This window comes from Mesorhizobium sp. Mes31 (assembly GCF_024519675.1).
Classification (GTDB): Bacteria; Pseudomonadota; Alphaproteobacteria; order Rhizobiales; family Rhizobiaceae; genus Mesorhizobium.
Genome location: NZ_JALJRL010000031.1, coordinates 7,018 through 28,933 on the forward strand (window position 1 = coordinate 7,018; position 21,916 = coordinate 28,933).

A 21,916-nucleotide genomic window follows, 5' to 3' on the forward strand; every position below is an offset into this window, starting at 1 on the left:
ACAACGACGCTTCTCCGATTTGGTTTCCGATCTGGTATCTCGATCGCCATGCCGGCGCTGTCGCTGACGACAGCCGAAAGGCGATCCTGACGGCGTTCGAGCCCGCCCGTGTCATTGCCTTGCTTCGCGATGTGTTTTCGCGCGATCCGCAACCATTGAACCTGCGGAGCGCAGCATGAACGCCGCCGCTGGCCAGGGCGCTGAAATGGCGGATGCCGCCCAGATCGTGCTCAACACCATCCGCCGTCCGGTGATCATGATCAGCGAGGAAGGCTTTATCACCTTCGCCAACGCCGATGCGGAGGACTTCTTTCGCTCGAGCGCGACAATGCTCGCCCGCAACACGCTGTCCAAACTCATTCCTTTTGGCAGCCCGCTGCTGACACTGGTCGATCAGGTGCGCGAGCGTCGGGCTCCGGTCAACGAGTATCGGGTCGACGTGTCGTCGCCGCGTCTGGGCATTGAGAAGGTCGTGGATCTCTACGTCGCGCCCGTGCCGGAATTTCCGGGCTCCGTCGTGGTGATGTTCCAGGAGCGGTCGATGGCCGACAAGATCGACCGGCAGATGACGCATCGCGGCGCCGCGCGCTCGGTGACCGGACTGGCGGCAATGCTTGCCCATGAAATCAAGAACCCGCTCTCCGGCATCCGGGGCGCCGCCCAGTTGCTCGAACTGTCCGCCTCCGATGAGGATCGCGCGCTGACCCGGCTGATCACGGACGAGACGGATCGCATCGTGTCGCTGGTCGATCGCATGGAGGTGTTTTCCGACGAGCGGCCGATCGATCGCTACCCCGTCAACATCCATGTCGTGCTCGATCATGTGAAGGCAATTGCCAAGAACGGTTTTGCTAAAAGGATCAAGATCCTGGAGGATTATGATCCATCATTGCCTCCAGTGTTTGCCAACCGCGATCAGCTCATCCAGGTGTTCCTCAACCTGGTCAAGAACGCCGCCGAGGCGATCGGCAGCGACCCGCAGGGCGAAATCGTCCTGTCGACCGCCTTCCGGCCGGGCATCCGCGTTTCCGTTCCAGGCACGCAGGACCGCGTATCGCTGCCGCTGGAATTCTGCGTGCGCGACAATGGCTCCGGCGTCTCGGAAGATATCTTGCCGATCCTCTTCGATCCCTTCATCACCACCAAGCCGAATGGCTCTGGGCTGGGGCTTGCGCTGGTCGCCAAGATCGTCGGCGAGCATGGCGGCATCATCGAATGCGAATCGACACCGCGCGGAACCACTTTCCGCATCCTGATGCCGGCCTGGAAGGAAACACCATTCGGTGCCGATGAAGACGGTGAAGGAGACCGCAAATGACGGTTCGCGGCAATATTCTCGTCGCCGACGACGATGCGGCGATCCGCACAGTCCTCAACCAGGCCCTGTCGCGTGTCGGCCATGAGGTGCGCGTCACCTCCAACGCCTCGACATTGTGGCGCTGGGTGGCGGCGGGCGAGGGCGATCTGGTCATCACAGACGTGGTGATGCCGGACGAGAACGCTTTCGACATGCTGCCGCGCATCAAGAAGGCACGGCCGGAGCTGCCGGTCATCGTCATGAGCGCCCAGAACACCTTCATGACGGCGATTCGCGCGTCCGAAACCGGCGCCTACGAATATCTGCCCAAGCCGTTCGACCTGACCGAGCTCCTCAACATCGTCAACCGGGCGCTTTCCGAGCCGCGGCGGCCGAAGATCGATGCGCGGCCGGAAGAACAGCCTGACGCGATGCCGCTGGTCGGCCGCTCGGCGGCCATGCAGGACATCTACCGCATGCTGGCGCGCATGATGCAGACCGACCTGACGGTGATGATTTCAGGCGAATCCGGCACCGGCAAGGAACTGGTGGCGCGCGCGCTGCATGAATATGGCCGCCGTCGTGGTGGGCCGTTCGTTGCCATCAACATGGCGGCGATCCCGCGCGATCTGATCGAATCGGAACTGTTCGGCCACGAGAAGGGCGCTTTCACCGGCGCGCAGAACCGCTCCACCGGTCGTTTCGAACAGGCCGAGGGGGGCACATTGTTCCTCGACGAGATCGGCGACATGCCGATGGAGGCGCAGACGCGCCTGCTGCGCGTCCTGCAGCAGGGCGAGTACACGACGGTCGGCGGACGCACGCCGATCAAGACCGACGTGCGCATCGTCGCCGCCACCAACAAGGATCTGCGCACGCTGATCAATCAGGGGCTTTTCCGCGAGGATCTTTTCTATCGCCTCAACGTCGTGCCACTCCGGCTGCCGGCGCTGCGCGAGCGCTCCGAGGACGTGCCCGATCTCGTCCGACACTTCTTCAAGCTGGGTGAGATGGAAGGTCTGCAGACCAAGCGCATCTCTTCCGGCGGCATCGAGTTGATGAAGCGCTATCCATGGCCAGGCAATGTGCGAGAGCTGGAAAACCTCGTTCGCAGGCTGGCCGCACTCTATTCGCAGGACGAGATTTCCGCCGAGATCATCGAGGCGGAGCTCAAGACCGGCGAACGCCCCGTGGTGCCTGGCGGCGGCAACCTCATTCCCGACGACCTGTCGATTGGCCAGGCGGTCGAGCACTTCCTGCAACGCTATTTCGCATCGTTTGCCGGCGAATTGCCGCCTGCGGGCCTCTATCAGCGCATTCTGTCCGAGGTCGAATATCCGCTGGTTCTGGCTTCGATGACGGCAACCCGCGGCAACCAGATCAAGGCCGCCGAACTGCTGGGGCTCAACCGCAACACGCTGCGCAAGAAGATTCGCGAACTCGGCGTCAACGTCTACAAATCATCGCGGCAGTCCTGATCAACCCGGATCCGAGCCCAGGTTCTTTTCGGGGGACGGACCGCGAAACATTTCCGTCGCGGCCACACTTGTTGCATAATCGCCACAATGCGTTGCATACATCCGACGCAATCACTGGCTCTAGACGGCGACATGGCTCCGCAGGCACCGACTCTCAACGAACCGCTTTTCAGCGAACCCGGCGCGCGCGACGGGCGCCGGCTGCTTGCGCTGCCCGGCATCGTCGCGGTCGCGGGCGCGCTGGTCACGGCGGCGATCTCTTTCACCATCCTGGTTGGCGCCACGCCGATCACGCCGAACGAGTCGACGACGCTGGCGCTGATTGCGCTCAATGCCGCTTTCGTCCTCTTCCTCATCGCGCTGGTCGGACGCGAAGTACATCGCATTCTGATGGCGCGCCGACACGGCAAGGCCGCTTCGCGGCTGCATGTGCGCATCGTCGCCATGTTTGCGCTGGTCGCCGCAATTCCCGCCATCATGGTGGCGATCATCGCCTCGATCACGCTCGATATCGGCCTCGACCGCTGGTTCGAGATCCGCACCAAGACGATCGTCAATTCGTCGCTGTCGATCGCCGACGCCTATGTCCAGGAAAATGCCCGTAACCTCCAGGGCACGACGCTGTCGATGGCCTATGATCTCGATGCGTCGCGTACGCTCTACGGTCTTGATCGCACTGGCTTTCTCGATCTGATGAACAAGGAAGCCGTAGGCCGGTCGCTGGCCCATGCCGCGCTGATCAAGCCGGACGGTTCCTTTGTCATGAGCGCCAAGACCGACACGGATTTCGCCATGCCTGAGCCGCCGGAAGGCGCCGTGGCCAGCGCCGCCGACGGCAAGCCGGTGCTGATCGAGCCGAAAACACGCAACATCATGGGCGCCATCGTCAAGCTGCGCGAGATCGAGGGGCTCTATCTCTACACCATTCGCCTCGTCGACCCCGAAGTGATCAAGGCGCGGCAGATCGTCAGATCCAATACCGACGAATATCGCGGTCTCGAGGATAACAGGCGCACCTCGCAGGTGGCCTTCGCGCTGCCCTATCTGTCGCTGACGCTGATCATCATCCTGTCGGCCATCTGGACCGGTATCGCCGTCGCCGACCGCCTGGTGCGGCCCATTCGTCAGCTGATAGGCGCCGCCGATGAGGTCGCGACCGGCAATCTCGACGTTGCGGTTCCTGTGAGACCTTCGGATGGCGATGTCGCCTCGCTCGGCGACACGTTCAACAAGATGCTTCTGGAACTGAAATCACAGCGCAACGAGATCCTGTCCGCCAAGGACCTGATCGATGAACGGCGCCGCTTCTCGGAGGCCGTGCTTGCCGGCGTCACCGCCGGCGTCATCGGTGTCGATCCCTACGGCATCGTCACCATCGTCAACCGCTCGGCCGAGGCGATGCTGGCATTGTCCGCCAGCGCCGCGCTTGGACAGAACCTGTCCGCCGTGTTGCCGCATGTCGGCCGCGTCTTCGAGATCGGCCGCAAGTCCGGCAAGCCTGTCTACCGGGAACAGGTGACCTTCTATCGCGCTGGCGCCGAGCGGACCTTCAACGTGCAGATCACCATCGAGGCCGGCGACGACGGTATGGAGGAAAAATCCTATGTCGTGACGGTCGACGACATCACGGATCTGGTTCAGGCCCAGCGCTCCTCCGCCTGGGCAGACGTGGCGCGGCGCATCGCGCATGAGATCAAGAATCCGCTGACGCCGATTCAGCTTTCAGCCGAGCGCATCAAGCGACGCTTCGGAAAGGTCATCACCGAGGATCGCGAGATTTTCGATCAGTGCACCGACACAATCATCCGGCAGGTGGAGGATATCGGCCGCATGGTCGACGAATTCTCGGCTTTCGCGCGCATGCCAAAGCCCGAGATGAAAGTCATCGACCTGCGCGAATCCCTGCGCGAGGCTTCGTTCCTGGTCGAAGTCAGCCGTGCCGACATTGCTTTCGAACGCGAGTTCGGCAACGAGCCGCTCAAGGGCACGTTCGACAGCCGCCTGATGGCGCAGGCTTTCGGCAATGTGATCAAGAACGCCGCCGAAGCGATCGATGGACTGGAACAGAAGGACGGTTCGCACGGCATAATCCGGATTCAAGCCGGGCGCCAGAATGGCGCGATTCGCATCGACGTCATCGACAATGGCAAAGGCCTGCCGCGCGAGAATCGTCAACGGCTGCTCGAGCCCTATATGACAACACGCGAGAAGGGCACCGGGCTCGGTCTCGCTATCGTCAAGAAGATAGTGGAGGACCACGGTGGCAGGCTGGAACTTCATGACGCGCCCGCGGATTTCCACAATGGGCGGGGCGCGATGATCAGCATCATCCTGCCCCCGGCTGCCGCAGCCACGCCGCCGCGCGGCGAAAGCAGGACGGAAAACGAAAGAGAAACTGAAAAGGTCGGTAATGGCGTCTGATATTCTCATCGTCGATGACGAGGAAGACATCCGTGAACTCGTCGCGGGCATCCTGAGCGACGAGGGTCACGAAACCCGCACGGCCTTCGATGCCGACAGCGCGCTGGCGGCGATCGCCGACCGGGCGCCGCGGCTGATTTTCCTCGACATCTGGCTGCAGGGCTCGCGCCTGGACGGACTGGCGCTGCTCGACGAGATCAAGACGATGCACCCAAACCTGCCGGTGGTGATGATTTCGGGCCATGGCAACATCGAAACGGCGGTCTCCGCCATCCGCCGTGGCGCCTATGATTTCATCGAGAAGCCGTTCAAGGCCGACCGGCTGATCCTTATCGCCGAGCGGGCGCTCGAAACCTCGAAACTGAAGCGCGAGGTTTCCGACCTCAAGCTGCGCAGTGGCGAAACCTTCGATCTGATCGGCATGTCGTCGGCGATGAGCCAGTTGCGCCAGACCATCGAGCGCGTCGCGCCGACCAACAGCCGCGTGATGATCATCGGCCCCTCCGGCTCGGGCAAGGAACTGGCCGCGCGCGCCATCCACACGCTGTCGGCGCGCAAGGGCGGGCCGTTCGTGACGCTGAGCGCCGCCAACATCACGCCCGAACGCATGGAGATCGAGCTGTTCGGCACCGAATCGAACGGCGTCGAGCGCAAGGTCGGCGCGCTCGAGGAAGCCCATCGCGGCATCCTCTACATCGACGAGGTGGCCGACATGCCGCGCGAGACGCAGAACAAGATCCTGCGCGTGCTGGTCGAGCAGCAGTTCGAGCGGGTAGGGGGCACCAAGCGGGTCAAGGTCGATGTCCGCATCATTTCCTCGACCTCGCAGAACCTGGAGGCGATGATTGCCGACGGGCGTTTCCGCGAGGATCTCTATCACCGCCTCGCGGTGGTTCCGGTCATGGTGCCGGGACTGGCCGAGCGGCGCGAGGATATTCCCTATCTCGTCGACAATTTCATGAAGCAGATCGCCCGCCAGGCCGGCATCAAGCCGCGTCGCATCGGCGACGACGCGCTGGCCGTGCTGCAGGCGCACAACTGGCCGGGCAACGTCCGCCAGCTGCGCAACAATGTCGAGCGTCTGATGATCCTGGCGCGCGGCGATGATGTCGATGCGCCGATCACCGCGGACCTGTTGCCGTCCGAGATCGGCGATGTCATGCCGCGCACGCCGAATCAATCCGACCAGCACATCATGGCGCTTCCGCTGCGCGAGGCGCGTGAGCAGTTCGAGAAGGACTATCTGATCGCCCAGATCAACCGGTTTGGCGGCAACATCTCGAAAACCGCCGAATTCATCGGCATGGAGCGCTCCGCCCTGCATCGCAAGCTGAAGTCGCTGGGCGTCTGACGCCACGTCTAGTCGGCAGCGCCTGGGCCAAGCATTTGCCGGTTACGCAAGCGGCGGAATCGCATAAGAAAGCCCGATAAGTTTCCAGGGGTCGCCAATGCCGCGCATTGCCTATGTCAACGGGCGCTACGTCACTCACGCGGACGCTTCCGTGCACATCGAGGATCGCGGCTATCAGTTCGCCGACGGTGTCTACGAGGTCTGCGAGGTGGCGCGTGGCTTCATCGTCGACATGCCGCGCCACCTTGCCCGGCTCAATCGGTCTTTGACCGAATTGTCGATCGCCTGGCCTGTCACGCGAGGTGTGTTGCCGATCATCATGCGCGAAGTGGTCAACCGCAATCATGTCGCCAACGGTCTGGTCTATGTCCAGGTCACGCGCGGTGTCGCCAGCCGCGACTTTGTCTTCCCGTCGGCGGATACCAAGCCGTCCCTGGTGGTGACCGCCAGGAAGGCCGATCCCGCTGCCGGGGCAAAGCGGGCCGAGACCGGCATCGCGGTCATTACCGTGCCGGAGAATCGTTGGGACCGGGTCGACATCAAGAGCGTTGGACTGCTGCCCAATGTATTGGCCAAGCAGAAGGCCAAGGAAGCCGGCGCGCAGGAGGCGTGGTTCGTCGACACAGACGGTAACGTCAAGGAAGGCGGATCATCGAACGCCTGGATCGTCACCCGGGATGGCGTCCTGGTCACCAGGCCGGCCGAACATGGCATCCTGCGCGGCATCACCCGCACGACCATGTTTGAAGTGGCGGCCAGGCTCGGCTTGAAGATCGAAGAACGTGGCTTTTCCGTCACCGAGGCCAAGGCGGCGCGCGAGGCGTTCATCAGTTCGGCAACGACAATCGCTATGCCGGTCGTGGCCATCGACGGCGATCCGGTCGCCAATGGCCACCCCGGCTCGATAACACTTTCGTTGCGGCAAGCCTTTTTTGACATTGCGGAAAAAAGTCCAGCCTGATAACCGCACAGGTGGAATGAACATCAATATATCTCGTTCTGCTTGTCGTTACTGACGACAAGACGGTGTTTGCGCGCTTGACATGTGCCTGACAATTTGGCGCATTGGTTTGCAAACCGAAGGGGATCGGCGAAAGACAAGAACAATGGCGGAACGATCGCAAAACCTTCAGGACCTGTTCCTGAATTCAGTTCGCAAGAGCAAGAACCCGCTCACCATCTTTCTCATCAACGGCGTGAAGCTGACCGGCGTGGTCACTTCGTTCGACAATTTCTGTGTCTTGTTGCGCCGTGACGGTCACTCCCAGCTCGTCTACAAGCACGCCATTTCCACGATCATGCCGAGCCAGCCGGTTCAGATGTTCGATGGTGAGGAAAGCCAGGGCGCCTGATTGGCTCGTGAGAAAGACGCGGACGATACGGTTCGCGGAAAACCAGCGCATCATCCCGGGACGGAAGCCAAGGGCCCGACCCGGGCTGTCGTCATCGTGCCGGTGCTTACCCGCCAGCCGCGCGGCGACGATGATACCAACCGTCCGCGGCTGACGCGCTCCGCCGAGGCCCGCCACGACGAAGCGGTCGGCCTTGCCCGCGCCATCAACCTTGACCTGATCCACACGGCGGTGGTTACCCTCAACGATCCGCGCCCGGCGACCTTGCTTGGCAGTGGCAAGGTCGCTGAGTTCGCCGAAATCGTCAAAGAGGGTCATGCGGAAGTGGTCATCGTCGACCACCCACTGACGCCGGTGCAGCAGCGCAATCTCGAGAAAGAGCTGAACGCCAAGGTGCTGGATCGCACCGGGCTGATCCTCGAGATCTTCGGCGAACGCGCCCGCACCAAGGAAGGCACGCTGCAGGTCGAGCTTGCCCATCTCAACTACCAGAAGGGCCGCCTCGTACGCAGTTGGACCCATCTCGAGCGCCAACGCGGCGGCGCCGGCTTCCTCGGCGGTCCCGGTGAGACGCAGATCGAGTCGGACCGGCGCGTCCTCCAGGACAAGATCATCAAGCTGAAGCATGAACTGGAAACCGTGCGCCGCACCCGCGACCTGCACCGCGCCAAGCGCAAGAAGGTGCCGTTTCCGGTGGTGGCGATCGTCGGCTACACCAATGCCGGCAAGTCGACCTTGTTCAACAGGCTGACTGGAGCCGGCGTCCTGGCTCAGGACATGCTGTTCGCCACGCTCGATCCGACGCTTCGCCGCGTGCGCCTGCCGCATGGCACGCCGATCATCCTTTCGGACACGGTCGGTTTCATCTCGGACCTGCCGACGCACCTGATCGCGGCTTTTCGCGCGACGCTGGAAGAGGTGGTCGAGGCCGATCTCGTCCTTCACCTGCGCGATATTTCCGATCCCGACACCGCCGCCCAGGCCGAGGATGTCGAGCGCATCCTGGCCGACCTCGGCGTCGACGCCGGAGATACGAAGCGGGTCATCGAGGTCTGGAACAAGATTGACCGGCTGGACGAAGGCAACCGGAGCCGGCTGCTTGCCAACGGCGCCGACACCAGCAAGGCGCCGCCGGTTGCCGTGTCGGCTGTGACCGGCGAAGGTATCGATGCGCTGAAGGCGATCATCGAAACCCGGATGGCGGGCGAGCTCGAAGACCTGACGGTGACGATCGAGCCGGCCCAGTTCGGTCTTGTCGACTGGCTTTATCGCAATGGCGATGTCGTTTCGCGAACCGACAATGACGACGGCAGCGCCACCATATCGCTCAAGGCCACGCGAACCGCCCGTGAAGAGATCGAAAGCAGATTGCATCGCAAAAACAACGGGTAGTGGATACTACTTCGCGGTTTTTGCTTCCTGCCAGAGCGCTTCCATCTCGGCCAGATCAGCCTTTTCCAGCGTGTTGCCGGAGTTTTCCAGGGCCTGCTCGACATAGTGGAAGCGCGAGCGGAACTTCTCGTTGGTGCCGCTCAGCGCCGCTTCCGAATCCAGCTTGAGGTGCCGGCCGAGATTGACGACGGCAAACAGCATGTCGCCGAACTCGTCCTTGATGGAGGCGGTGTCGCCCTTGGCCAGTGCCTCACGCAACTCGCCGATCTCTTCCTCGATCTTGTCGAGGATAGGGGCTGCCTCGCTCCAGTCGAAACCGACGCGGGCCGCCTTCTCCTGAAGCTTCAAGGCGCGCGTCAAGGCGGGCAGGGCGACCGGCACACTGTCCAGAAACCCCTTGCCATTGTCTTCCGGGTCGAGGCCGCGCGCGAGGCGGGCGCTGCGCTTCTGCGCCTTCTCCTCGGCCTTGATCTTTTCCCACATGCCCTTGGCCATGCCGGCGCTGCGGGCTTTCTCGTCGCCGAACACATGCGGATGGCGGCGGATCATCTTGGTGGTGATGGCCTGAACGACGTCGCCGAAGGCAAACTCGCCGGCCTCCTCGGCCATTTGCGCGTGGTAGACGACCTGCAACAGGAGATCGCCGAGTTCATCGCGCAGATCGTCGAGGTCGCCGCGCGCGATGGCGTCCGCCACCTCGTAGGCTTCCTCGATCGTATAGGGCGCGATGGTCGAGAAATCCTGTTCGATGTCCCACGGACAGCCGGTCTTCGGTGCCCGCAGCGCAGCCATGATCTCGATCAGGCGCGAAATGTCTTTCGATGGCGTCATGTGGCGGATGCTATCGCGCGGCCGATCTCGCGGCCAACACTGTCAGCCGGGAAAGGGGGGCTTGTCCACAGTTGCGCGGTGCCGGTCTCGTCAGTCGAGCACTGAAACGATTGCCTTGGCGAGCTTGTCCATTCCATCCTCGGGCAGGCCGGCCACGTTGATGCGGCTGTCGCCGACCATGTAGACGCCGTGTTCGGCACGCAGCCGCTCGACCTGCGCTTCCGTGAGGCCAAGGCGGGAGAACATGCCGCGATGGCTGGCGACGAAATCGAAGCGGTCGGAGTTGGACTGCCGGCGCAGCGCCTCGGCGAACTGGACACGCAGCCTGAGCATGCGCAGGCGCATCTCCTCCAACTCGGCTTCCCAGTCCGCGCGCAACGCGGCGTCCTCGAGCACGATGCGCACGGCGGCCGCACCATGGTCCGGCGGCATCGAATACATGGCGCGCGCCGCCGACAGCATCTGGCTCATCGCCACGTCGGCCTGTGCGCCATCCCTGGCCAGGATCATCGCGGCGCCGACGCGGTCGCGGTAGACGGCGAAGTTCTTCGAGCAGCTGGAGGCGACAACCATTTCCGGAACTTTCGCGGCAAGCAGGCGCAAGCCGACGGCATCGGCCTCCAGGCCATCGCCAAAGCCCTGATAGGCGATGTCGACAAACGGCAGCAGGCTGCGCTCGACGACCAGACCGGCAACAGCCTCCCACTGAGCCGCGTCCAGGTTGGCGCCGGTCGGGTTGTGGCAGCAGCCATGCAGCAACACCACGTCGCCGCTCTTTGCCGTCCGCAGCGCTGCCAGCATGTCGTCGAACCGGACGGCGCCCGAGGCTGCATCGAAATAGGGATAGTCGCGGATCTGGAGACCGGCGGCGCGCATCACCGGCATGTGGTTCGGCCAGGTCGGGTCGGACAACCAGATTGTCGCATCGGATCGTGTCCGCTTCAGCAGTTCCGCCACCAGCCGCAGCGCACCGGAGCCGCCCGGCGCCTGTGCCGCGCGGATGCGCGTCATGTCGGCGCCGGGACCGAAGGCAAGCTTGGCCATGACCGTGTTGAAGGCCGTATCGCCGGCAAGGCCGAGATAGGTCTTGGTGTCCTGGCTCTGCAGCAGCCGCTTTTCGGCCTCGCGCACGGCCCGCATGACAGGCGTTTTGCCGTCGCGGTCCTTGTAGACGCCGACGCCAAGATCGACCTTGTCGGGGCGCGGGTCGGCACGATAGAGGCCGATCAAGGCAAGGATCTTGTCGGCGGGAGCTGGCTGGAGATCTTCGAACATGGGGACGGTTCCGTTGGCGCGGCGGAGTGATACGGAAATCGAACGCGCTTCACCAGCGGTTTCGGTCAGACCAAGCCAAAAAGCGGCACTCCGGTCGGCTGGCGAAAAGATCGGCGCCGGCGGCATCGCAGGATCGCCCGGCTTTGCCGGTGAGGCGAGGGCAGTTGCGAACGATGTCGTCCAGCGAGCGAAAAAATCGCACGGGAAGGGATTAAAACCCCCACATGCTCCGTAAACAGGGCATGAAACGGCCGATGCCACGCTTCGATATTGTTGGACAACTCGGGTCGCTGCGCCGTTACGCGCGCTCCTTGACGCGCGACAGCACGGACGCCGAGGATCTCGTGCATGACGCGCTGGTACGCGCCTATGAGCGGCGCGCCACTTTCCGCTCCGGCGGAAACCTGCGCGCGTGGCTCCTGTCGATCGTCCACAACGCCTTCATCGACCGCATGCGCGCGCGTCGCTCGGAAGCAGCGCGCCTCGATCAGGCCGGATACCTTGCCGATGGCAGCACGCCGGCGCCACAGGAACATTCGGTGCGCCTGGCGCAGGTGCGCGAGGCCTTTTTCAGCCTGCCGGAAGAGCAGCGTTCGGCACTGCATCTCGTCGCCATCGAAGGCCTTTCCTACAGCCAGGCCGCCGATGCCAGCGGCGTGCCGTTGGGCACGCTGATGTCGCGTATCGGCAGGGCGCGCGCCGCACTGCGCGCGATGGAGGACGCGGCGCCCTCAAAGGCCAAAAACCACCTCAGGATCGTTGGAGACCCGTCATGATCGCAACTGTCGATCCCGTGACCGATGCCGACCTCGATGCCTATGTCGACGACCAGCTCGACGTCAGCCGCCGCATCGAGGTCGAGGCGTTTCTGTCCGCCCGTCCGGAGGCTGCGGCGCGCGTGATGTCGGATCTGAGGACCCGCGACGAGCTGCGCGTGGCGCTTGCCGGCTCCAGGGGCATGGCGAGGCCGGCGACCGCGGATGCCGCGCGGCTGCTGGAGAGGGGGCTCGCCCGGGGCCGGGTCTTCGGCGTGTTGCAGCGCGCCGCTGCCATTGCCGCCTTCATTGCCGCCGGCTGGCTGGCGAACGGGATCATCGGGCCAATGTCGGTGACGAAGGTCGTCGCCTCGCCGCAGCCGCCCACCTATTTGGAAGAAGCTGTTCGTGCGCACAGAACGACGCTGGTACGCGAGAGCATGCCGTCGCAGCCGGAAGCGCCCAACTACAACGCCGGCGAAATCCGTGCCGCGACCGCTATCGTCATGCCGTCGCTGCCCAAGGACTGGAAGGTGCGCGACGTGCAGATCTATCCGTCGCGTTTCGGCCCGAGCGTCGAGATGGCGGTCGAGACGAAGGAGATGGGGCTGGTGTCGCTATTCGCCATCCGGCCGGGAAACTTCGATGTCGTCAAGCCGACGGTGGCGCCCTCTGGCGACATTTCCTCGGCCTATTTCCAGATCGGCGAGGTCGCCTATGCGGTGGTCGCACGAGGCGACGTCCACGATCTCGACCGCGCCGCCGAGACGCTCGCCAGAACGCTTTACTGACCGATCCACAAAGGAGAATTAGAAATGAACACCCCCAATCTGGGATACCGCGCGGGCGCCGGCGCCCAAGCCGGAGCCCTCTATGACGAGGGCCTGCGCCAGCACATGCTGCGCGTTTACAACTACATGGGCCTTGGTCTGGTGGTCACCGGCCTGGTCGCCTTCATGGTGTCGTCGACGCCCGCGCTTTACGTGCCGATCTTCTCCAGCCCGCTGAAGTGGGTGGTGATGCTGGCGCCGCTCGCTTTCGTCATGCTGTTCTCGTTCAAGATGCAGACCATGTCGGCGGCCAGCGCCCAGGCGATGTTCTGGGCCTTCTGCGCGGTGATGGGCCTGTCGCTGGCCTCCGTGTTCCTGGTCTTCACCGGAACCAGCATCGCGCGCACCTTCTTCATCGCCGCCACCATGTTCGGCGCCACCAGCCTCTACGGCTACACCACCAGGCGTGACCTGACCCAGTTCTCGTCGTTCCTGATCATGGGTTTGATCGGCGTGGTGATCGCCAGCATCGTCAACATCTTCCTTGGCTCGACGGCGCTGCAGTTCGCCATCTCGGTGATCGGTATCGCCGTGTTCGTCGGCCTGACCGCGTGGGATACGCAGACGATCAAGGAGCAGTATGCCGAGAATTTCGACGCGGAATCGCGCCAGAAGCTCGCCGTCTTCGGCGCCTTCTCGCTCTATCTGAACTTCATCAACATCTTCCAGCTGCTGCTGAATTTCACCGGCGAACGCGAGTAACGACTGTCCATTGCGGGTGAGGGCGAGGAATATCGTCTGACATGTAGAGAGGTGGCCGGGGAGATCCTCCGGCCACAATTCGTTCTGCCGAGACCCGGCCACGCCTTGAGTCCGAAAGAGCTTTTGCTAGTCTGCCCACCGCACCAGCCTTCAACACCGGCCCGCGAGGACATGTGGTACAGGACAGCCAAACGCTTCATGGCGACGGCATTTCGGCGACCGTAGTCGCGCAGGGCGCCGAACTGGTTTCGCTGCAAGACGAGCAAGGATTTGAGTTCCTCTGGCAGGCCGGGCCGGCCTGGCGGCGCCATTCGCCAGTGCTGTTTCCGATCGTCGGCCGGTTGAAGGCAGACCAACTGCGCCATCGCGGCCGAACCTACCCGATGACGCAGCACGGCTTCGCCCGCGACAAACCATTTGCCTGGGCGGAGAGGGGGCCGCAATCCTGCACGCTGGTTCTCACCGACGACGCCGATACCCGCGCGCACTACCCCTTCGTCTTTCGCCTGGCGGTGACCTACACGCTGGGTCGCCAGCAGCTTGGCGTGAGCTTCGACATCACCAACACCGGCGATCAGCCGCTGCCGGCGTCAATCGGAGCGCATCCGGCGTTCAACTGGCCGTTGCTGCCGGATCTGGCCAAGACCGATTACCGGCTGACTTTTGCCGACGATGAGCGGGCGCCGATCCGCCGGCTGAAGGACGGCCTGCTCACGGCAGCGCCGCAGCCGACACCTGTCAAAGGCATGACTCTCGATCTCTCCGAACGCCTGTTCGACGATGACGCCATCATTCTCGATCAACCCGCCAGCACCGGAGTGCGTTACGCCGCCAGGCGTGGTCCGGCGATCGAGATGTCCTGGCAGGGATTTCCTGTACTGGGCATCTGGTCAAAGCCCGGCGGCGCGCCGTTCCTGTGCATCGAACCCTGGCATGGCATTGCAAGCCCGGCGGACTTCGATGGCGACTTCATCGACAAACCTGGGCTGATGCTGATCGCGCCAGCAGCGAAGCGCGTGCTGAACTATCAGATCCGGCTGATCGGATCGGTTTGAAAACCGGGGCGGAGAGGGAGCCCGCGAGCCGGTGAGCAGAGCATCGTGGACGCTGTAACCATTCCGACCGCTCGATTTTAGAGGAGACGCAGCATGGACCGATTCACGGGCGGTTGCCTTTGCGGCGATGTCCGGATTGTCGCGTCGGGACTCCCATACCGGGTGGGCATTTGTCACTGTCTCGACTGCCGCAAGCATCATGGCGCGCTTTTCTACGCTGCCGCCGTGTTCCCTCAGGATGCGGTGAAGATCGAGGGCGAAACCCGCGACTACGCCGGGCGTTTTTTCTGTCCCCGCTGCGGCTCGTCCGTTTTCGCACGCAGCGCGGACGAGATCGAAGTGCACCTGGGAGCCTTGGATGCCCCTGACCAACTGATGCCAACCTACGAAAGCTGGATCGTGCGTCGCGAGTCCTGGTTGCCGCCGTTTCCGCTCACGAGGCGATACGAGCGCGACCGTGACGCCACGGGTCGCTTTGAGGAGTAGGTGGGACGGGCGGTGCGAAGGCGCCGTTACGAGATCCATGCCTTGATCGAGATTTCGAACCAGATGCTCGAGGACCGCGGCTTCGATCACGCCGGCGCGTCACTCCGGAAGACCGGCCTTGCGGAAGCCATCGACGAAATGATCGAGCGTCGCTGCGTCGCGGAACGGCTCCGTCGCGACCCAGTGTCGGGTCGTGAAATGCGGGTTGCTGACGAGGAACATTTCGACCTCCGCGCGCGCTTCGTCGAGCCGGCCTAGTTGGGCAAGGCTTGCCGCCAGGAAACGGCGCGAGCTTGTACGATAAGTCTCGTCCCTGCGCAGTGTCTCGACAGCGGCGTCATAGTCGCGTGCCGCATATTGTGCCGCGCCGAGCGTCAGATAGTACCAGCTTGCCGGAAACGGGTTCAGCCGGAACGCCTTGCGAATATGCTCGAGACCCTCTTCGACCCGCCCGGCCAGGACCGCGATGTCGGACAAGGTCGCCCACGCGTCGGCCTCGTTCGGGTCGAGCTGGAACGCCTTGGCGAATTCCGCATCCGCCTCGGCGAAGCTGCGCTCATAGGCAAGCAGGTTGGCCAGGACCCAGTGGCAGCCGGCGTCGTTGGGGTCGATCGCCACGGCTTTGCGCGCCAGTTCCAGGGCAATGCCACGGTTTGGCTCGATGGGTTCGCCCCAATGCACCCATCCCATCCAGTGGTTCATGGCAAGCCAGCGATAGGCCTCGGCGTATTCCGGATCGAGCGATACCGCGCGCGTGAGCATGAGATGTGCTTCCCGAGCCGTCTGCGGCGAGTCGTCGATCAGCTTGCGCGCCCGCACGCAGAGATCGTAGGCCTCTAGATTCTTGGGCCGGTTGCGTGGCGGCGGTGCGCGCAGCCGGCCGAGCAACGCCTCCACGATCTTGGCCGTTACCTCGTCCTGAACGGCAAAGATATCTTCCAGGCTGCGGTCAAAGCGTTCCGCCCATAAATGTTCGCCGCTCACCGCATCGACCAACTGGGCGTTGATGCGCACGCGCTCCGCGGCGCGTCTTGCGCTACCCTCCAGCAGATAGCGCACGCCAAGCTCCTCAGCGATCGCGCGCACGTCCATCGCCTTGCCTTTGTAGGCAAAGGTCGAGTTGCGCGCGATGACGAACAGGCCGGAGATCCTCGAAAGGTCGGTGATCAGGTCTTCGGTCAATCCATCGGCGAAGGAGTCCTGCTCGGGATCGTTGCTGAAATTGACGAAGGGCAGCACGGCTATCGATGGTTTGCCGGGCAGCGGCAAAGGTCTTCGTTTCGCGCCACCGAGTTGTTCGATGGCTCCCGTGAAGCGGTAGCCGACGCGCGGAACCGTGGCGATCCATTCACCGCCGCCGGCGGCCGGGCCAAGCAGCTTGCGCAGCTGCGCGATCTGGACGGTGAGGTTGCCTTCCTCGACGGCCGTGCCCGGCCAGGCCGCGTCCATCAAGTCGGCCTTGGCCAGGATTTCACCGGGTCGTCCGACGAGCGCCGCAAGCAGCTTTAGCCCCCGATAGCCAACGGCAACGGGGATATCGTTCCGAAGCAGCGTTGCCGCGCCGGAATCGAGCACGAACGGACCAAAGGCAAAGCGCTCTCCTTGCATAGGCCGCATCTATAGCTCGTTTGGAAGTTTTGAGAACTATTTGGGAAGGCTTAATTACGGCGCTGTTCGCATCCGGCAAAATTCAACCTCTTTCAGGTCGAGGGCCCTGGGCCCCAAAACAACATGGAGGTTGCCATGAACGATACCCTTGCGTCGGCCCCGCATCGGACAGCGCGGCCGGGAACGCCAGTGAGGCCGGCGGACGTGCCGATCCGGCACTTGGCGACCCTGCGAAGCATTATCGCGACCTGGCGCGAGCGGACCTGGCGCGAGCGGATACGCTTTCGCTGGGAGCTCGCGCAAATGTCGAAGCATAATCCGCATTTGATCGACGACATCGGTCTGACGAGACTGCAGGTCGAGGCAGAAATCGCCAAGCCCTTCTGGCAACGATGAGACGAAATCTTGAACGCCCGCTTGCCGCCCAAGCGCAACCGGTGCACCCAGCGGAGCTTGTCGAAAGTCCATAGGGTAGGGAGGCTGCCTCGCGCATGATCTCGGGAAACCGGAGCGCGGTTCTCTAAGTCGCTGAATGACCCGTGTCACAAATTTACGAGCGTCGACCCAACACGGTGCGTCCTCCCAGGACATACCCGACGGTTCCCGCCGGCTGGGTTTTCTGATTTTTGGAAACCATATTCAAGCTCGGAAATTGCTCGTCTGACGAAGGTAACGGGCGAGGTCAGAGAGTGTATCGGCATAGCGTAGATGATTTGTTTGATTGGGCGAGTGCTCGGGGCATAAAAATCTATCAGCGTTCAAAGACAGTATGGATTGCGGCAGGAAGCTATCGAGGCCGCGATTGTGAAGTGAAGGGACGTTCCCCAGCAATTGCTCTCGCATTGTGGATGGAAGCCGCGCGGTACGTAGGTCCACGGCCGGGATAGGTGGGGCCATCGTAGCCGCTAGCCGCGACATCAGAAAGTCGCATAAGATAGATTATGGAACTAATGCGCTACGCTGTTGCCGGAAATTGCTGCTGATTTTCATAGGCTTGGCACGATCGATCCGTGTTGCCTTGAGCTGATGGCCAACGCTACGCTGGATGGATGACAACAGCAAAGCGTGACATCGAAGCGGCGATCGAAGTGTTCGTGCATGGCTTCAGCACCGACAAAAGCGGCACCTTTCCGTACGAGGCCAGCCGCGTCGGACCGTTGTGGCTGATGCGCGATGCCGAGCGCAAGAATCCTCGCGACTATCGCGGCGAAGAATGGATCGTCCATGATGTCGCTGCCGAGGAAGCCGATGCGATCGTGCGGCAGCACGCGCGGTCAAGCTTTGCTGTTTCGGTCGTGATCGCCAGTGACGAACCGGATCAGCCGGTGCGAACCACCTACAAGGCTCTCGGGTACCGGCTGCTGCGGACGGAAGGTTTCTTCGCCCAGCCATTGCGTCAGATCCCGGAACCGCCAGCCGCTATCTCGATCGAGCGTGTGCGGACAGTCGAACGGGCGGCGCAGCTGGCAAAGATCGTGCGCAGGCGGCCGATCGCGGCCGATCTGCTCGGCGACAGCGCGCCGTTCCGCCAGTACGTGGCGCTCGATGGTGACGCTATCGTCGGGCGCGTGCGCAGCATAGACGCCGTCGGCGCCACCTGGTGCGCGGCCATGTATGTCGAGCCCTCGCACCGGCGCCGCGGCATTGGGCAGGCGCTGATGTCAAAAATGTTGCATGACGACCGGGCGCGCGGATCGCGGTGCTCGATGCTGTTGGCGACGCATGCCGGAGCGCTGCTTTATCCCCGCATGGGCTATGAGCGGATTGGAACGCTGCTGATATTCGGACCAAAGAGCCGAACGAACTCATGAGCGGCTATTCGCATCACGCTGATTTATAAGGAGTTTCAATCACCATTCCGTCATAGGCCGGCTCGACGTTCGCGGGTGTCTCGGCCATCACCGTGGCGTAGTCGAGCGGCACATGCATATGCGTCAGCACAGCGTGTTTTGGCGCCAGCCGTTCGATCCAGCCAAGTGCCTCGCCAAGCGACAGGTGACTCGGGTGCGTCCGGTATTGGAGGGCGTCGATGATCAGTGCGTCGAGGTCGCGCAGTCGCTCGGCGGTGGTATCCGGAAAGTCGCTGATATCAGGGCAATAGGCAATGCCGCCGATGCGAAAACCGAGCGAGATGATGTCGCCGTGGACCTGCGGCAATGGCTCAAGGGTGAGGGCACCCCCCTCTCCTTCGATGACCACCGGTCTGTCATGGTCGATGATATGTGGCCTGACGATCGGTGGATAGGAACTGCCTTGCGGCGTCTCGAAGCAGTATCCGAACGCTTGCCGCAGCCGAAGCATAGTTACCCTGTCGGCATGGATGTCGATCAGCTGGCGCTGCTCGAGGACGAAACCGCGCAGATCGTCGATGCCGTGGATATGATCGGCATGCGGATGTGTGTAGACGACCGCATCGAGACGCTTGACCGATGCCAGCAGCATCTGCTGGCGAAAGTCAGGTCCGGTGTCGATGACAACGGTGGTGCGAGCGCCGTTCGCCGCGATCCGTTCGGCCAGAACAGCGGTGCGCATGCGCCGGTTCCTCGGGTTGTTTGGGTCGCAATTGCCCCAGTCGCCAGTGATGCGCGGCGCACCTGGCGACGAGCCGCAGCCGAGAATGGTAACGCGCAGCCGGTCACTCATCGTTCAGGCGCTTTGCTCGGCAGGTCGCGGCATCTTGCCGAACAGACGGAAAAAATTGTTCGTCGTCAGCGTCGCGATCTCGGCCTCCCCGACGCCGATTGTTTCCGCCAGCACCTTGGCCGTATGCGCGACATAGGCCGGCTCGTTGCGCTTGCCGCGAAACGGTATGGGCGCCAGGTAGGGTGCGTCGGTTTCGACCAGCAGGCGGTCATGCGGCACATCGGCGGCAATGGCGCGCAATTCGGCTGAGTTCTTGAAGGTCAGGATGCCCGAGAAGGACACGTAGCCGCCGAGCGCGACGCCAATTTCGGCCAGCCGCCGTCCGGAGGAAAAACAGTGCAGGATGAAGGGGAAGGCGCCCTTCCCTGTTTCTTCCTCGAGAATGGCTGCCATATCGTCATCGGCATCGCGCGAATGAATGACTAGCGGCAGTGCTGTCTCACGAGCCGCGGCGATGTGATTGCGAAACACCCGCGCTTGCGTATCGCGCGGCGCTTTGTCGTAGAAGTAATCCAGCCCTGCCTCGCCGATCGCCACCACTTTCGGATGAGCCGACAGCTGTACAAGGTCCGCGGCGGTGACGTCGAGCTCCTCCGCTGCATTGTGCGGATGGGTGCCGACCGAGCAATAGACTTCGTCGAAAGTCTCCGCGATTTCAAGGATTTGCTGAAACCGCTTCACGCGCGTCGAGATTGTCACCATGCGGCCAACTCCGGCCGCTTTGGCGCGGGCGACAATGGCCGCCCGCTCCTCGGCGAAATCTGGAAAATCCAGATGGCAATGGCTGTCGACGAGCATCAGCTGTTCGCGTCCGGCTGTTCGACGTAACGCGGAAACACCCCTTCCGGCACGGGCAACGCCGTGCCAGGCACCAGCGCTTGGTCGGCGTGGACATGCACGAAATCGCGCCTGTCCGCCGGCACCGCCAGCAGGTCGAGCAGCTTGGTGGCCGACCCTGGAATGAAGGGCTGGCACAGCACCGCCACGCGCCGCACGACTTCTGCGGTTGTCCACAGCACCGTTTCCATGCGCGCCGGGCTGGTCTTCTTCAGCGCCCATGGTTCCTGTCCGGCGAAATAGCGGTCGGCTTCGGCCACCACGCCGAAGATCGCTGCCAGCGCCAGATGGATGCCCTGCTCGACCATCGCCTTGCGCGCGATGGCAAGAGCGCTGACCGCCTGATCGAGGATCGCCTTGTCGGCGTCCGTCAGGTCGCCGCGCTTGGGAACCACGCCACCGCAGTTCTTGGCGATCATCGATAGCGAGCGCTGCGCCAGATTGCCGAGGCCGTTGGCGAGGTCGGCATTGGTGCGGTTGACGATCGCTTCATGGCTATAACTGCCGTCCTGGCCGAACGGCACCTCGCGCAGGAAGAAATAGCGCACCTGGTCGAGACCGTAATGCTCGATCATGGTGAAAGGGTCGATGACGTTGCCGACCGACTTCGACATCTTCTCGCCGCGGTTGAACAGGAAGCCGTGGCCGAAGACGCGCTTCGGAAGTTCGATACCGGCCGACATCAGGAAGGCTGGCCAGTAGACGGCATGAAAGCGGACGATATCCTTGCCGATGATGTGGGCATCGGCCGGCCAGAAACGCCAATTATCAGCTTTTTCATCAGGATAGCCGACGCCGGTGATGTAATTTGTCAGGGCGTCGACCCAGACATACATCACGTGCTTGTCGTCCCCCGGCACCGGCACGCCCCAGTCGAACGTGGTGCGCGATATCGACAGGTCCTTGAGGCCCGACTTGACGAAGCTCATCACCTCGTTGCGCCGCTCGGCCGGGCCGATGAAGTCGGGCTGGCTTTCATAAAGCGAGATGAGCTTGTCCTGATAGGCCGAGAGGCGGAAGAAATAGCTCTCTTCCTCGACCCATTCGACCGGCGTTCCCTGCGGCCCGTAGCGGACATTGTCGGGGCGGACCTCTGTCTCTTCCTCGCCGTAATAGGCTTCGTCGCGCACCGAGTACCAGCCGGCATAGCCGCCCTTGTAGATGTCGCCATTGGCGGCCATCGCCTTCCAGATCGCCTGCGAGGCCGCATAGTGACGTTCTTCGGTGGTGCGGATGAAATCGTCGTTTGAGGCGTTGAGTGCAATCGCCATGCGCTGGAAATCGGCCGAGTTGCGGTCGGCCAGTTCGCGCGCCGAAATGCCTTCCCGCTTCGCCGTCTGCAGCATCTTGATGCCGTGCTCGTCAGTGCCGGTAAGGAAGAAAACCTGCTTGCCGTCAAGCCGCTGGAAGCGCGCGAGCGCGTCTGTGGCGATCAACTCGTAGGCATGGCCGATATGTGGCTTGCCGTTCGGATAGGAAATCGCGGTCGTGATGTAGAATGTGTCGCGTGACATGAATGAACCGTCATGAATGTCTGAATGGAAGGCGTGGCGGTGGATATCGCATCAGGGCGGCGATTGCCATCCCGAGGCCGGAAACCCCG

At 62.9% G+C, this 21,916-nt stretch carries 20 protein-coding genes and 1 pseudogene (1 of these 21 cut by a window edge); 15 read left to right on the forward strand and 6 right to left on the reverse strand.

Features of this window, described 5'->3' with window-relative positions; all coding sequences use genetic code 11:
• From dusB to hflX, 8 genes and pseudogenes are all read left to right on the forward strand, one after another.
• A pseudogene (gene dusB / locus NR193_RS31480) lies at positions 1-179 on the forward strand (tRNA dihydrouridine synthase DusB) (it extends 908 nt beyond the left edge of the window).
• Positions 176-1,318 (forward strand): nitrogen regulation protein NR(II), encoded by a 1,143-nt coding sequence (locus NR193_RS31485; protein ID WP_256754564.1) that lies wholly within the window; start codon positions 176-178, stop codon positions 1,316-1,318. The pseudogene dusB and the gene NR193_RS31485 overlap by 4 nt, the downstream one beginning before the upstream one ends.
• Positions 1,315-2,775 carry a nitrogen regulation protein NR(I) gene (gene ntrC, locus NR193_RS31490; RefSeq protein WP_091586407.1) on the forward strand — a complete coding sequence of 487 codons (1,461 nt, stop codon included), beginning with the start codon at positions 1,315-1,317 and terminating at the stop codon, positions 2,773-2,775. The genes NR193_RS31485 and ntrC overlap by 4 nt, the downstream gene beginning before the upstream one ends.
• 132 nt (positions 2,776-2,907) lie before the next feature.
• Positions 2,908-5,196: a PAS domain-containing sensor histidine kinase gene (locus tag NR193_RS31495; RefSeq protein ID WP_256754565.1), complete on the forward strand. Its 2,289-nt coding sequence runs from the start codon at positions 2,908-2,910 to the stop codon at positions 5,194-5,196.
• A complete protein-coding gene (locus NR193_RS31500; protein WP_256754566.1) occupies positions 5,186-6,547 on the forward strand; it encodes a sigma-54 dependent transcriptional regulator in 1,362 nt (453 codons plus the stop codon). Before NR193_RS31495 ends, NR193_RS31500 begins: the two co-directional genes overlap by 11 nt.
• A 97-nt stretch (positions 6,548-6,644) precedes the next feature.
• The gene (locus tag NR193_RS31505) at positions 6,645-7,508 is read left to right on the forward strand and encodes a D-amino-acid transaminase (protein WP_256754567.1); all 864 of its coding nucleotides are present in this window, start codon (positions 6,645-6,647) and stop codon (positions 7,506-7,508) included.
• Between the two features lie 145 nt (positions 7,509-7,653).
• On the forward strand, positions 7,654-7,899 hold the full coding sequence (gene hfq, locus NR193_RS31510) for an RNA chaperone Hfq (protein ID WP_006202172.1): 246 nt from the start codon (positions 7,654-7,656) through the stop codon (positions 7,897-7,899).
• Positions 7,900-9,291, forward strand: coding sequence for a GTPase HflX (gene hflX / locus NR193_RS31515; protein WP_256754568.1), 1,392 nt, complete (start codon positions 7,900-7,902; stop codon positions 9,289-9,291).
• A 6-nt stretch (positions 9,292-9,297) separates the two neighbouring features.
• On the opposite strand, the gene mazG is transcribed toward hflX, so the two are convergent.
• Both mazG and NR193_RS31525 read right to left on the reverse strand, forming a co-directional pair.
• Entirely contained in the window at positions 9,298-10,122 is an 825-nt protein-coding gene (mazG, locus tag NR193_RS31520; RefSeq protein WP_256754569.1) for a nucleoside triphosphate pyrophosphohydrolase, read from the reverse strand.
• 90 nt (positions 10,123-10,212) lie between these two features.
• The gene (locus NR193_RS31525; protein ID WP_256754570.1) at positions 10,213-11,397 is read right to left on the reverse strand and encodes an amino acid aminotransferase; all 1,185 of its coding nucleotides are present in this window, start codon (positions 11,395-11,397) and stop codon (positions 10,213-10,215) included.
• A gap of 242 nt (positions 11,398-11,639) precedes the next feature.
• Between NR193_RS31525 and NR193_RS31530 the strand changes: the two genes are divergently transcribed.
• The 5 genes from NR193_RS31530 to NR193_RS31550 all read left to right on the forward strand — a co-directional run bounded on the left by NR193_RS31530 (position 11,640) and on the right by NR193_RS31550 (position 15,225).
• Positions 11,640-12,173, forward strand: coding sequence for a sigma-70 family RNA polymerase sigma factor (locus NR193_RS31530; RefSeq protein WP_375162757.1), 534 nt, complete (start codon positions 11,640-11,642; stop codon positions 12,171-12,173).
• Positions 12,170-12,943, forward strand: coding sequence for an anti-sigma factor (locus tag NR193_RS31535; RefSeq protein ID WP_256754572.1), 774 nt, complete (start codon positions 12,170-12,172; stop codon positions 12,941-12,943). The genes NR193_RS31530 and NR193_RS31535 overlap by 4 nt, the downstream gene beginning before the upstream one ends.
• Before the next feature lie 24 nt (positions 12,944-12,967).
• Complete coding sequence (locus tag NR193_RS31540; protein ID WP_256754573.1) at positions 12,968-13,684, forward strand: Bax inhibitor-1/YccA family protein; 717 nt, start codon at positions 12,968-12,970, stop codon at positions 13,682-13,684.
• A gap of 173 nt (positions 13,685-13,857) precedes the next feature.
• Entirely contained in the window at positions 13,858-14,739 is an 882-nt protein-coding gene (locus NR193_RS31545; protein ID WP_256754574.1) for an aldose 1-epimerase family protein, read from the forward strand.
• Positions 14,740-14,832: 93 nt separating this feature from the next.
• Positions 14,833-15,225 (forward strand): GFA family protein, encoded by a 393-nt coding sequence (locus tag NR193_RS31550; protein WP_256754575.1) that lies wholly within the window; start codon positions 14,833-14,835, stop codon positions 15,223-15,225.
• Positions 15,226-15,324: 99 nt separating this feature from the next.
• Here the strand turns inward: NR193_RS31550 and NR193_RS31555 are convergent, their stop codons facing one another.
• Positions 15,325-16,842 carry a winged helix-turn-helix domain-containing tetratricopeptide repeat protein gene (locus NR193_RS31555; protein ID WP_256754576.1) on the reverse strand — a complete coding sequence of 506 codons (1,518 nt, stop codon included), beginning with the start codon at positions 16,840-16,842 and terminating at the stop codon, positions 15,325-15,327.
• Positions 16,843-16,968: 126 nt separating this feature from the next.
• Here NR193_RS31555 and NR193_RS31560 point away from each other — a divergent pair, with 126 nt between their 5' ends.
• Together NR193_RS31560 and NR193_RS31565 are read left to right on the forward strand one after the other, a co-directional pair.
• Positions 16,969-17,229 (forward strand): DUF1127 domain-containing protein, encoded by a 261-nt coding sequence (locus tag NR193_RS31560; protein WP_256754577.1) that lies wholly within the window; start codon positions 16,969-16,971, stop codon positions 17,227-17,229.
• Positions 17,230-17,882: 653 nt separating this feature from the next.
• Positions 17,883-18,644 carry a GNAT family N-acetyltransferase gene (locus tag NR193_RS31565; RefSeq protein ID WP_256754578.1) on the forward strand — a complete coding sequence of 254 codons (762 nt, stop codon included), beginning with the start codon at positions 17,883-17,885 and terminating at the stop codon, positions 18,642-18,644.
• A 13-nt stretch (positions 18,645-18,657) separates the two neighbouring features.
• Here NR193_RS31565 and NR193_RS31570 read toward each other — a convergent pair whose 3' ends face one another.
• Genes NR193_RS31570 through metG form a run of 3 tightly spaced genes read right to left on the reverse strand, consistent with a single transcriptional unit; the run spans position 18,658 to position 21,827 of the window.
• Entirely contained in the window at positions 18,658-19,476 is an 819-nt protein-coding gene (locus NR193_RS31570) for an MBL fold metallo-hydrolase (RefSeq protein WP_256754579.1), read from the reverse strand.
• A gap of 3 nt (positions 19,477-19,479) precedes the next feature.
• Positions 19,480-20,274 (reverse strand): TatD family hydrolase, encoded by a 795-nt coding sequence (locus NR193_RS31575; protein ID WP_256754580.1) that lies wholly within the window; start codon positions 20,272-20,274, stop codon positions 19,480-19,482.
• On the reverse strand, positions 20,274-21,827 hold the full coding sequence (gene metG, locus NR193_RS31580; RefSeq protein ID WP_256754581.1) for a methionine--tRNA ligase: 1,554 nt from the start codon (positions 21,825-21,827) through the stop codon (positions 20,274-20,276). The genes NR193_RS31575 and metG overlap by 1 nt, the downstream gene beginning before the upstream one ends.
• Between the last annotated feature and the right edge of the window lie 89 nt (positions 21,828-21,916).